The sequence below is a fragment of the Romboutsia sp. 1001713B170207_170306_H8 genome, assembly GCF_015550495.1.
Taxonomy (GTDB): domain Bacteria; phylum Bacillota; class Clostridia; order Peptostreptococcales; family Peptostreptococcaceae; genus Romboutsia_E.
Window position 1 is genome coordinate 189,316 of the sequence record NZ_JADNAX010000003.1, and the last position, 12,121, is coordinate 201,436.

Annotated in this window: 13 protein-coding genes; all 13 read right to left on the minus strand. The window is 30.1% G+C overall.

Annotated features, from left to right (window positions below):
* Positions 1-42: 42 nt before the first annotated feature.
* Positions 43-936 carry a tagatose-bisphosphate aldolase subunit GatY gene (locus tag I2A66_RS07930; RefSeq protein WP_122638830.1) on the minus strand — a complete coding sequence of 298 codons (894 nt, stop codon included), beginning with the start codon at positions 934-936 and terminating at the stop codon, positions 43-45.
* A 106-nt stretch (positions 937-1,042) separates the two neighbouring features.
* A complete protein-coding gene (locus I2A66_RS07935; protein ID WP_147515936.1) occupies positions 1,043-1,768 on the minus strand; it encodes an N-acetylmuramoyl-L-alanine amidase family protein in 726 nt (241 codons plus the stop codon).
* Between the two features lie 145 nt (positions 1,769-1,913).
* The gene (locus I2A66_RS07940; RefSeq protein ID WP_122638828.1) at positions 1,914-3,347 is read right to left on the minus strand and encodes a carbon starvation CstA family protein; all 1,434 of its coding nucleotides are present in this window, start codon (positions 3,345-3,347) and stop codon (positions 1,914-1,916) included.
* Between the two features lie 382 nt (positions 3,348-3,729).
* Complete coding sequence (gene ispG, locus I2A66_RS07945; protein WP_147515935.1) at positions 3,730-4,782, minus strand: flavodoxin-dependent (E)-4-hydroxy-3-methylbut-2-enyl-diphosphate synthase; 1,053 nt, start codon at positions 4,780-4,782, stop codon at positions 3,730-3,732.
* Between the two features lie 26 nt (positions 4,783-4,808).
* Positions 4,809-5,813: an RIP metalloprotease RseP gene (gene rseP / locus I2A66_RS07950; RefSeq protein WP_147515934.1), complete on the minus strand. Its 1,005-nt coding sequence runs from the start codon at positions 5,811-5,813 to the stop codon at positions 4,809-4,811.
* Positions 5,814-5,825: 12 nt separating this feature from the next.
* Positions 5,826-6,977 (minus strand): 1-deoxy-D-xylulose-5-phosphate reductoisomerase, encoded by a 1,152-nt coding sequence (locus I2A66_RS07955; RefSeq protein ID WP_195251391.1) that lies wholly within the window; start codon positions 6,975-6,977, stop codon positions 5,826-5,828.
* A gap of 149 nt (positions 6,978-7,126) precedes the next feature.
* Positions 7,127-7,906: a phosphatidate cytidylyltransferase gene (locus I2A66_RS07960; protein ID WP_122638824.1), complete on the minus strand. Its 780-nt coding sequence runs from the start codon at positions 7,904-7,906 to the stop codon at positions 7,127-7,129.
* Between the two features lie 14 nt (positions 7,907-7,920).
* Positions 7,921-8,655, minus strand: coding sequence for an isoprenyl transferase (locus tag I2A66_RS07965; protein ID WP_147515932.1), 735 nt, complete (start codon positions 8,653-8,655; stop codon positions 7,921-7,923).
* Between the two features lie 27 nt (positions 8,656-8,682).
* Positions 8,683-8,886, minus strand: a complete 204-nt coding sequence (locus tag I2A66_RS07970; protein ID WP_147515931.1) for a hypothetical protein — start codon at positions 8,884-8,886, stop codon at positions 8,683-8,685.
* A gap of 4 nt (positions 8,887-8,890) precedes the next feature.
* On the minus strand, positions 8,891-9,445 hold the full coding sequence (gene frr / locus I2A66_RS07975; protein WP_122638821.1) for a ribosome recycling factor: 555 nt from the start codon (positions 9,443-9,445) through the stop codon (positions 8,891-8,893).
* Between the two features lie 28 nt (positions 9,446-9,473).
* The gene (pyrH, locus tag I2A66_RS07980) at positions 9,474-10,178 is read right to left on the minus strand and encodes a UMP kinase (protein ID WP_122638820.1); all 705 of its coding nucleotides are present in this window, start codon (positions 10,176-10,178) and stop codon (positions 9,474-9,476) included.
* Positions 10,179-10,279: 101 nt separating this feature from the next.
* Positions 10,280-11,188, minus strand: coding sequence for a translation elongation factor Ts (gene tsf, locus I2A66_RS07985; protein WP_147515930.1), 909 nt, complete (start codon positions 11,186-11,188; stop codon positions 10,280-10,282).
* A 61-nt stretch (positions 11,189-11,249) separates the two neighbouring features.
* The gene (gene rpsB, locus I2A66_RS07990) at positions 11,250-11,972 is read right to left on the minus strand and encodes a 30S ribosomal protein S2 (RefSeq protein WP_122638818.1); all 723 of its coding nucleotides are present in this window, start codon (positions 11,970-11,972) and stop codon (positions 11,250-11,252) included.
* Between the last annotated feature and the right edge of the window lie 149 nt (positions 11,973-12,121).

Consider the following 12,121-nt stretch of genomic DNA (forward strand, 5'->3'; position numbering starts at 1 on the left):
TTTTGCCAATAAACACTTACTTAATTCATAAATTTATAAATTTTAATATATACTATCATTATAACTTAATGCTTTACTTTGGCTATTACACATTTTTATTTTATTTACAACTACATCATACATTGCTTTTTTAGCTGGTACTAGATATTGTCTTGGATCTGTTGCATCTGGATGCTCTTTAAAATACTCTTTTATAGCATTAGAAAAAGGAATTTTAAGCTCTGTAGCTATATTAACTTTACATATTCCAAGACTAGTAGCCATTTTTACGGCTTGAGTTGGAACGCCTGATGCTCCATGAAGTACTAGAGGAATATGAACTAAATTTCTTATTTTATCCAACCTTTCAAAATCTAGTTTAGGCTCTCTCTTATATAGGCCATGGGCTGTTCCTATAGCAACTGCTAATGAATCTACGTTAGTTAATTTTACAAATTCTACTGCTTCATTAGGGTCTGTAAAAAAGGAATCTCTCTCATCAACAACTAAATCATCTTCTTTCCCTCCTAATTTACCAAGTTCAGCTTCAACAGTTGCACCATATTCATGTGCAAAATCAACAACATCTTTTACTATAGATACATTTTCTTCAAATGGATACTTCGATGCATCTATCATAACTGATTTACACCCAAGTGAAATTATTCTTTTTATATCTTCTACATTTTCATGGTGATCTAAATGAAATGTAAGTGGTATGTCATTTATTTCTTTTGCTTTTTCTATGATAGCTAATAGGTACTCTTCTCCAGCATATTTTACTGTTGAAGGTGTAGCAGCTAATATAACTGGCGATTTTAAATCTCTCGCTGCATCTAATACAGTTTCAATAGTTTCCAGGTTATGTATATTAAATGCTGGTACCGCATATCCTTCTTTTTGAGCATTTAATAGCATTGACTTGCTTGATTGTAATTTATTTTTTAATTTACACATATACTCGCCCCCTACTTTTATTTAGATTATCTTTACACTTATATCTATATTCATTATTTCTAAATAAAAATCCTAAAAATTGTAATAAGGTTAAGAAAATATAATCTTAACCTTGTTTATCTTCAGAGCTATTAAGTTGTAAATATTCCTTTATCCCCTCAACTATTGCATTAGCTATTTTATCTTGATACTTATCATTAGATAAGTTAATTGATTCTAAGTAGTTAGTTAAAAATCCTGTTTCTATAAGTATAGATGGACAGCTAGCATCTCTTATGACTTGGTAATTACCAGGCTTTATGCTTCTATCATTTGCATTAGTATATTGAATCAATTTATCATGTACTACTTTTGCTAAATTATATGAGTCTTCATTTTCCTTATCCCAATAAAAAGTCTCTATACCATCTACATTTGATGACTTTGGAGCTGCATTTGCATGTATTGATATGAATAACTGTGCATTATTATCTACTTCAAATTTATTTCTATCTTTTAAAGATATAAATTCATCAGTTGTTCTTGTAGCTAAAATCTTTATATCTTTATCTTTTTCTAATTTCTTAAGTACTTTATTTCCAATACTTAGAACTATATCTTTTTCTAATATTTTTCCATTTGAACTTTGAGTTCCTTGGTCTTTACCACCATGACCAATATCTATTACAACAACCGTTCTATCATCATTAAATAAACTAATTCCACTTTTTATAAGATAGTCTATTTTATTAAACAAAATAATAATTAATACTATTCCAATAACCCCTAAAGTTAATTTAACCCATCCTTTTAGCTTTCTTTGTGAATCCCTCTTTTGTGTTTTATTACTCATTATATATTTAACTCCTTTTTATAGCTACTATAATCTATGCGAATTAATTATAGACTAAGTTTACTATATAAATCAACTTAACATTTATATTGATATATATAAAAATATCCTATAAGGACTTTACCTTATAGGATATTTTCATATATTAAGCAGCTTCTTTAGCTTGCTCTGATCTTACTTTTTTAACTTTTAGCATAAACCATACTGCTAATAATATGGCACCTATTATACCTACTACATCTGATATTGTTCCATTTAATCTGAAACCTTCTTTAGCTTGTAGTATATAAGATATTACAACATAACTCATGAATATTGCTGGTAATGCTGCTATCCAAGGATTCTTCTTATTTATAAGTAAGAATACTGCACCTGTCCATAGGAATATTGTTGCTAGAGTTTGGTTAGACCAAGCAAAATATCTCCATATTATGTTGAAATCTATTTGAGTTAATGCTATACATACTACAAATAGTGGTATAGCTAATATAAATCTATTTTTTATACCTTCTTGCTTTATTTTAAAAGCATCTGCTATTGTAAGTCTAGCACTTCTAAATGCTGTATCTCCACTTGTTATTGGACAAGCAACAACACCAAGTACTGCAAGTATTGCACCAACTGGTCCTAATAATTCTTTTGAAACTACATTAACAACACCTGATTGTCCACCAAACTCAGTTAAAGCAGCTTGTATGCTTAAAGAATCTCCAAAGAATGCTATTGTTACAGCACACCATATTAATGCAACTATACCTTCTACAACCATTGCTCCATAGAATATTCTCTTATTTTCACTTTCTCTATTTACACATCTAGCCATCATAGGTGATTGAGTAGCATGGAATCCTGATAATGCACCACATGCTATAGTAGTAAATAAGAATGGGAATACACTATCTCCATTTGGATGTAAGTTTTGTAATGTCATTTCAGCCATTTCCATACTTCCATTGAAATGTCCTATAAACATTGCACCACATAATCCAACTGCCATTAATAATAATGCTGCTCCAAATATTGGATATATCTTACCTATTACTTTATCAACGGGTAAAACTGTCGCCACTATGTAGTATACTATTATAAGTGCAACCCATATAGTATTGTTCATTCCTGTTATATTAGATAATAATCCAGCTGGAGATGTAACAAATACTGTACCAACTAATATAAGAAGTACAACTGAGAATACTCTCATTATATTCTTCATTGTATCCCCTAAGTATATACCAACAACTTCTGAAACAGAAGTTCCATCATGTTTCATTGATATAACACCAGATAAGAAGTCATGAACTCCTCCTGCAAATAAAGTCCCAAATGTTATCCATAAGAATGCAACTGGACCAAATAAAGCCCCCATTATTGCCCCAAATATTGGACCTGTACCTGCTATATTTAAAAATTGTATTAAAAAAACTTTGTACCAAGGCATTGGCATATAGTCAACACCATCTTGTAGTCTTAATGCTGGAGTTTCTTTTGTATCATCGAATCCAACAGTTTTTGCTACAAATGTACCGTAAGTAAAGTATCCAACTATTAATATAGCTAGACAAGATAAAAATGTAATCATAATAATTCCTCCCATTTTGTAATAAAATTAAATAATTCATAAGTGCGTTTGTTAAAAAACTAACTTCTATGCTTATTATAACTACAAAAGAAAACATTTGCAACCATTTTTTATTATTTTTATCACTTTTTGTATTTTAAAGTAATTTATTGTAAAAAGTTATACATTTCATAAAGCAATCCTTTTCCCGCCTTATTTTTCGTATAATTTTGTATTTATTCATTGGTATTATTGTATTTTTTCAAAACAATTTAATAATATCTAATATACTTTATAGTTAGTTGCCATTATCAACTTTGTTAAATTTAAGTCATTAAATACAGTAAAAAAACAGTATTAAATTAATTTATATATCCTAAACCAATTTAATACTGTTTAAAATTTAATACTTTTCAATTTCCTCTAATAATTCTTCTACTAATCTATCACCTTTTATCTTTCTAACTATTTCACCTTTTTTAAATAAAAGACCCTCACCTTTTCCACCAGCAATACCTATATCAGCTTCTCTAGCTTCTCCTGGACCATTAACTGCACATCCCATTATAGCAACAGTTATGTTTTTATCCATATTATTTATTTTTTCTTCAACTTCATTAACCGTACTTATTAAATCAATATTACATCTTCCACAAGTAGGGCAAGATACTACTTTTATTTTATCATTTAATAAATCTAAACTTCTTAGTATCTCTTTAGCAACTATAACTTCTTCTGTCGGATCACCTGTAAGAGATATTCTCATAGTATCTCCTATCCCTTTTAAAAGAAGAGCTCCTACACCTATAGAAGACTTTATAGTTCCTTTTTTAATACTACCAGATTCAGTTATACCTATATGTAGTGGATAATCTACTTTCTCAGATATAAGCTCATAAGCATCTAATGTTTTATATATATCTGATGATTTAAGAGATATAACTATATTATGGAAATCTAAATCTTCTAATATCTTTACATGGCCTAATGCACTCTCTACAAGTGCCTCAGCAGTTGCTGAACCATATTTTTCTAAAAGTTCTTTTTCTAAAGATCCACCATTGACACCGATTCTTATTTTTAAGTTTCTTTCTTTACATTTTTCAACTACAGCTTTAACCTTGTCTATACTTCCAATATTCCCTGGATTTATTCTAACTCCATCAACACCTTGTTCTATAGCTTCTATTGCAAGTCTATGATCAAAATGTATATCTGCAATTACAGGAATATTCACTCCTGATTTTATTTTTCCAATGTTCTTAGCAGCTTCCATATCTGGAACTGCAACTCTAACTATATCACAACCTACAGATTCTAATCTTTTTATTTGTTCTATAGTTGCATTAGCATCTCTTGTATCAGTAGTAGTCATAGATTGAACACTTATAGGATTGTTACCACCTATTTTCACATTACCTACGCTAACTTCTCTACTTAACCTTCTTTTGTACATGTTTTCACCTTCTACCTATATGATGACTAAAATAGCCTTAGTATATCCTTATAAGTTATAAATACCATAAATAACATTAAAGCACCTAAGCCTACTATGTTTATCATAGCTTCCTTATTAGGATCTATTTTTCTTCCACCTCTTATAGCTTCTATAAGTAACATTAATAATCTACCACCATCTAATGCAGGAAGTGGTACTAGGTTAATTATACCTAAGTTTAAGCTTATTACTGCACCTATATACATTACATTTATAATACCCACTTTAGCAGCTTCTGAAACTATATTAATAACTCCTAAAGGTCCTGTAACTGAATTACTAACACCTCCAGGAACAGTTCCTGTAACTAATTGACCTAAGAATATAACCATTTGCTTTGTCATATCCCAAGTTGTAACAAATGCATTTTTTATAGATGAAAAAATACTTCTCTCTACTTTTGTTTCTATTCCAATTACATATCTACCCTCATCATTTTTTTCTGGAGTTACAGTTATTTCTTTATCTTCTCCATTCCTATCTATAGATAGCTTAACTTCACTACCATCAGAATTATTTAAGCTTAATATTATATCTTGCCATGTATCTACCTTTTTACCATCTATAGCTTCTATAACATCTCCACTTTTTACTCCTGCATCATATGCAGGCCCATTTTCAATAACATTTCCTAATGTTGTTGTTTGAGCTCCTATAAACATAAATATAGGTATAAATAATATTATAGTAAACACTATATTAAAAAATGGTCCAGCAAATATTATACTAGCCCTTTGAAGTATGCTTTTTTCTCCAAATGATCTTGGACTTTTTGATTCTTCATCTTCACCTTCCATACTTACAAATCCACCTAATGGAAGAAGTCTAATTGAATACTCTGTATCTTTTTTAATACTAAATAATTTAGGTCCCATACCTATTGCAAATTCATGTACTTTTACTCCATTGATTTTAGCAAAAAGAAAATGACCTAATTCATGTATAAATACAATTAAACCAAATAATAATATGGCAACTATTATTGTCATAAATTCACCATCCTACTTTATACAATTTTTTACGAATTCTCTAGCCCATTTATCTATCTCTAAGATTTCATCTAATGTAGGGTCTTCGATCGACTTATGTGCCTTTAGAGTTTCCTCTATGTAATATGGTATGTCATAAAACCCAATTTTATCCTCTAAGAATTCATTTACTAAAACTTCATTTGCAGCATTAAGTACTGCACAATATGTACCTCCCATTTTCAAGCAATCATATGCTAGCTTTAGACATGGGAAAGTTTCTAAATCTGGCTTTTCAAAAGTAAATGTTGAGAACTTTGTAAAATCTAGTCTTTCAAAATCATTTAACATTCTATCTGGATATGTAAGGGCATATTGAATTGGAAGCCTCATATCTGGACAACCCATTTGAGCTATAATTGAGCTATCATTGAATTGTACCATTGAGTGAATTATACTTTGAGGATGTACAACAACATCTATATCCTTATAATCTACATCAAATAGCCATTTAGCTTCTATCACTTCTAATCCTTTATTCATTAAAGTAGAAGAATCTATACTTATCTTTCTACCCATGCTCCAGTTTGGATGCTTTAATGCTTCATTTTTAGTTACATTTAAAAGTTCATCCTTAATTTTTCCTATAAATGGTCCACCTGAAGCAGTTAAAATAATCTTATCTATATTTTTATATTTTTCTCCATTTAAACTTTGGAAAATAGCACTGTGTTCACTATCTACAGGTAATATTTTTACATTATGCTTTTTAGCTTCACTCATAACTAATTTTCCTGCTGTAACTAATGTCTCCTTATTTGCAAGGGCTATATCTTTACCATTTCTTATTGCGCATAAAGTTGGAACAAGTCCTATCATACCAACAATAGCCGTCAATAATACATCTATTTCATCTAATGATGAAATTCTTTCTAAACCTTCCATACCACTTAAAACTTCTATATCAATTTCTTTAGGTATCATTGTCTTTAATTTATTTGCACTATCCTCATTATAAACAGCTACAAATTTAGGCTTAAATTCTATTATTTGTTCTAATAATAAATCTACACTACTGTTTGCTGATATTGCAATTACTTGAAATTTATCTGGATTTTTTCTAACTACATCTAAAGTCTGTGTTCCTATAGAACCCGTCGACCCTAATATCGATATTTTCTTCATCTTAAATTATTCCTTTCTAACAAGATTTTAATACTATGTTATATTTATGTCCTCTTTGTATTATACCATTGTTAAATATATTATTTACATTATTCACTAAAATTTCATATTAAAGTTAAAAATAATTAAAGCTTCAGTTTACACTGAAGCTACTTAACAAAAAGATTTATCGCATTATATACAAATGGTGCAACCAATATAACACTATCAAATCTATCTAATATACCACCATGACCTGGTATTAATTTTCCATAATCTTTTATTCCTACATATCTTTTTATAGCAGATGCAAATAAATCTCCTAATTGTGCAACTATACTTCCTATACTTCCTATTATGGCCATATGAATTAAATCTAATTTGAATATATATCCAAATACTACGCAGCAAACTATACTTCCTACGATTCCACCAATTGAACCTTCAATAGTCTTTTTAGGACTTATTTTAGGTATTAATTTGTGTTTTCCAAATAAATAACCACTGAAGTATGCAAATGTATCAGTTGCAAAAGATATTATAAATATAAGCCATACATAAATTTTCCCTAATTCAAAATTATTATTAGTTAAAACTATAAAATCCATAAATATGCCTACATACATTATTCCTAAAGTTGTAATTGCTATATCTATTATGTCATGTCTCAAGCTTAACATGTAAATAATTCCAATTAAAAATAGTATAAAACCTAAAGTAAGGGTATATGATACTGGTAGCTTAAGGTAATTCTTTATACCTATATATACAGCAAAAACATATCCTAACCAGTATATTGGCTTTATATTTTTTTGATTAAAGGCCTTATAAAACTCATGTAATGCAATAGAAATTAATACTATCTCAGTAATATATAAAGGAATCCCTCCATATATTAATATTCCAAGTAGTGGGACTAAAGCTAATGCAGCAATGATTCTTGTAAGCATATTAATTAATCTCCTTACTTAAGTCCTCCAAACCTTCTATCCCTACTTTGATAAACATATATTGCCTTTTGTAATTCGTGCCTATTAAAGTCAGGCCAGTGTATGTCAGTGAAGTAAAATTCAGAATAAGCTAATTCCCATAATAAGAAATTACTTAATCTTTGCTCTCCACTAGTTCTGATAAGTAAATCTGGGTCCGGAGTAGACTTTGTACTTAAATAGTTTTTTATAGTATCTTCATTTATACTATCTATATTTATTTTATCAGATTTACAATCTTTTACTATATCTAAAACTGCATTTGTTATATCATTTCTACTTCCATAGTTTAATGCTAAATTTAAAGTTACTCCAGTATTATCTTTTGTTAACTCTTTAGCATTATCTAGTTCTCTAATACATACTTCAGGTAATTTACTTATATCACCTACAGTTGCAATTTTAACATTATTTTTATGTAGTTCTTTTATTTCACTTTTTAGGTAAGAAACTAACAAGTTCATAAGAGTGTCTACTTCTAATTTAGGTCTTTTCCAGTTTTCTGTTGAGAAGGCATATAATGTTAAATACTTTATTCCAAGTTTTGAACATTCTTTTACAACTTCTCTTATAGTCTCTACTCCTGCTTTATGTCCAGCTGTCCTTGGAAGAAATCTTTTTTTAGCCCATCGTCCATTACCATCCATAATTATAGCTATATGAGTAGGTACATTTTCTAAGTCGATATCATAAATTAATTCACTATTCATATATAACTCCAATATTATTCTGACTCCTTATTTTAAGGAGTCAGAAAAGTATGTGACTATTAATTCTACACCATCTTCTAATTCAGTTATTTTTATAACCTTAGGAATAATAAGTTTATCCTTATCTTTATTTCCTTGAATAGTTTTTATAGTATAATTAATATTTTCTCTTTCAAAAAACTTTTTTACATCATCTAAATGAAGGCCTAAAAGTTCGTAATATTTATTCACTTTATTAAACAGCCATTATATCTGCTTCTTTAGCAGCTAATAATGTATCTATATCTTTAACATATTTATCAGTAGTTTTTTGAACGTCTTCTTGAGCTTTCTTTAATTCGTCAGCTGTTATTTCGCCTTCTTTTTCCATTTTCTTGAATTTATCGTTAGCATCTCTTCTTTCGTTTCTAAGTCTAACTTTGAATTCTTCAGCTACTTTATGAGCTTTCTTAGCTAATTCTCTTCTTCTTTCTTCTGTTAATGCTGGTACATTTATTCTTATAACTTCACCATCACTAGTTGGGTTAAGTCCTAAGTCAGAGTTTCTTATAGCTTTTTCTATTTCACTCATAGCAGACTTATCCCAAGGGCTTATCATTAAAGTTCTTGGTTCTGGAACAGATATAGCTCCTATTTGATTTATTGGTGTTGGAGTTCCATAGTAGTCAACTCTTATTTTATCTAACATTTGAGGGTTTGCTTTTCCAGCTCTTATAGTTGTAAATTCAAACTTAAGTGCTTCTATTGTTTTGTCCATTTTTGTTTTTAACTCAGCGTGTACTGCTTTCATATTAATTGCCTCCTTAAAGTATTATCTATTATTTTACTATTGTACCTATTTTCTCGCCCATTACTGCCTTTAATATATTCTCTGTTGAAAGCTCAAATACCTTTATAGGTATTTCATTGTCCATACATAAAGATGTTGCTGTTGAATCCATTACTTTTAATCCTTTTTGAAGAACATCTATATAGCTTAATTCATCAAATTTCTTAGCATCTGAATGTACTTTTGGATCTTTGTCATATACAGCATCTACATTTTTAGCTAATAATATAACTTCAGCTTCCATTTCTGCTGCACGAAGTGCTGCTGTTGTATCAGTTGAGAAATATGGATTTCCTGTTCCTGCACCAAATATAACAACTCTATCTTTTTCTAAGTGTCTCACGGCTCTTCTTCTTATATAAGGTTCTGCTATTTGTCTCATTTCTATAGCAGTTTGCACTCTTGTTTCAACACCTATGTTTTCAAGAGCATCTTGAAGCGCCATAGAGTTCATTACAGTTGCAAGCATACCTATATAGTCTGCAGTAGTTCTGTCCATTCCTTCAGAAGTTCTTCCTCTCCAGAAGTTACCACCACCTACAACTACAGCTACTTCTACATCTATTTCTCTTAACTTTTTGATTCCAGTAGCTATATCATTTACAACTTCGTTGTTAATACCAAAGCCTTTTGCCCCTGATAAAGCTTCTCCACTAAGCTTTAACAATACTCTTTTGTACATTGGTTTGTTCATCAGAAATCCTCCTCTAAATTGTTCCTATTTTATTATATGTATTTTACAAATTTTCTTACATTTCTAAAAAAGAGAACACGTAAGTGCTCTCTTTTGGTTAATTACTTAAGTTGCTTAGCAACTTCTTCTGCAAAGTTTTCTTCTTTCTTTTCTATACCTTCACCAACTTCGAATCTTACAACTCTTCCTACTTCTATTTCAGTTCCAAGTTTTTTAGCAGTTTCAGCAACTAATTGCTTAACTGTTAAGTCTCCGTTTTTAACGAAAGGTTGTTCTAAAAGACAAACTTCTTTTAATTGCTTTTCAAGTCTACCTTTTATCATTTTTTCAACTATGTTAGCTGGCTTTCCTTCGTTTAAAGCTTGTTGAGTTAATATTTCTGTTTCGTGAGCTATGTACTCAGGATCAACATCGTTTCTAGAAACATATTTTGGATTCATTGCAGCAACTTGCATAGCTATATCTCTTCCCATAGCTATTAATTCGTCGTTCTTAGCAGAAGTTAAAAGTTCAACAAGAACTCCTATCTTTCCTCCACCATGTATGTAACCTGCTATTTGTCCTTCAGTAGTTACTTTTTCAAATCTTCTTAAGTCTAATTTTTCACCTATTTTAGCAACTCTATCATTTAAAACATCTTGTAATGCTTTACCTTCTTTGTGAGTTTCTGCTAATAAAGCAGCAACACCTTTAGCTTCTGAAGCTAAAGCCATTTCAGCAGCATCCTTAACGAATACTTTGAAATCTTCGTTTTTAGCAACGAAGTCTGTTTCTGAGTTTACTTCTACTACTACAGCAGCAGTATTGTCAGCGTTCATTTCTATTGCAACTAAACCTTCAGCAGCAACTCTATCTGCTTTCTTAGCAGCTTTAGATAAACCTTTTTCTCTTAATATATCAACAGCTCTTTCCATGTTTCCTTCAGCTTCTTGTAAAGCTTTTTTACAGTCCATCATTCCAGCGCCAGTGTTTTCTCTTAACTCTTTAACCATTTGTGCAGTTATAGCCATTTTAAATTCCTCCTATATATTATTAATGGTAAGGGAATGACCCTTACCATTCAGTTTTTAATTATTCTTGATCTTCAGATACTTCTTCAGCTTCGTCAGCTATTGCTTGTCTACCTTCTATTATAGCAGTAGCCATAGCTCCAGTTATTAACTTAACAGCTCTTATAGCATCGTCATTTCCTGGTATTGCGTAATCTAATTCATCTGGATCACAGTTAGTATCTACTATACCTATTACTGGGATTCCTAATCTATGAGCTTCTTGTATAGCTATATTTTCTTTTCTTGGGTCTACTACGAATATAGCTCCTGGTAATTCAGGCATATCTTTTATACCATTTAAATATTTTTCTAATTTTTCTTTTTCAGCTCTTAATTTTATAACTTCTTTCTTAGGAAGAACGTTGAATACACCTTCGTTTTCCATTCTTTCTAATTCTCTTAATTTGTTTATTCTAGTTTGTATAGTTTTGTGGTTTGTTAACATTCCACCTAACCATCTTTCGTTAACGTAGAACATTCCACATCTTTCAGCTTCTTCTTTTATAGCTTCTTGAGCTTGCTTCTTAGTTCCTACGAATAAGATTGGCTTTCCAGTTTCAGCTATTTCTTTAGTGAATCTGTAAGCTTCTTCTACTTTCTTAACTGTTTTTTGTAAATCTATTATATAGATTCCGTTTCTTTCTGTGAAGATGAATTTAGCCATTTTAGGGTTCCATCTTCTAGTTTGATGTCCGAAGTGAACACCAGCTTCTAATAATTGTTTCATTGATATTACTGACATTGCTTTACCTCCTTGGTTTTATACCTCCGGTGTGATCAACTCCCTAAAAAACCTCATTGGGCACCTTTTAAGGATCCCATCACCGTGTGTGATTAATTATATTTTATTTTTTCACCTCTAGTAGTATAACATAGGGTTTTATAAAATAC

Bases quoted from the DNA above. Each gene is read 5' to 3' on its own strand.
- I2A66_RS07930 (WP_122638830.1), bottom strand. From the start codon at position 936: ATGTGTAAATTAAAAAATAAATTACAATCAAGCAAGTCAATGCTATTA.
- I2A66_RS07935 (WP_147515936.1), bottom strand. From the start codon at position 1,768: ATGAGTAATAAAACACAAAAGAGGGATTCACAAAGAAAGCTAAAAGGA.
- I2A66_RS07940 (WP_122638828.1), bottom strand. From the start codon at position 3,347: ATGATTACATTTTTATCTTGTCTAGCTATATTAATAGTTGGATACTTT.
- ispG (WP_147515935.1), bottom strand. From the start codon at position 4,782: ATGTACAAAAGAAGGTTAAGTAGAGAAGTTAGCGTAGGTAATGTGAAA.
- rseP (WP_147515934.1), bottom strand. From the start codon at position 5,813: ATGACAATAATAGTTGCCATATTATTATTTGGTTTAATTGTATTTATA.
- I2A66_RS07955 (WP_195251391.1), bottom strand. From the start codon at position 6,977: ATGAAGAAAATATCGATATTAGGGTCGACGGGTTCTATAGGAACACAG.
- I2A66_RS07960 (WP_122638824.1), bottom strand. From the start codon at position 7,906: ATGCTTACAAGAATCATTGCTGCATTAGCTTTAGTCCCACTACTTGGA.
- I2A66_RS07965 (WP_147515932.1), bottom strand. From the start codon at position 8,655: ATGAATAGTGAATTAATTTATGATATCGACTTAGAAAATGTACCTACT.
- frr (WP_122638821.1), bottom strand. From the start codon at position 9,445: ATGAAAGCAGTACACGCTGAGTTAAAAACAAAAATGGACAAAACAATA.
- pyrH (WP_122638820.1), bottom strand. From the start codon at position 10,178: ATGAACAAACCAATGTACAAAAGAGTATTGTTAAAGCTTAGTGGAGAA.
- tsf (WP_147515930.1), bottom strand. From the start codon at position 11,188: ATGGCTATAACTGCACAAATGGTTAAAGAGTTAAGAGAAAACACTGGC.
- rpsB (WP_122638818.1), bottom strand. From the start codon at position 11,972: ATGTCAGTAATATCAATGAAACAATTATTAGAAGCTGGTGTTCACTTC.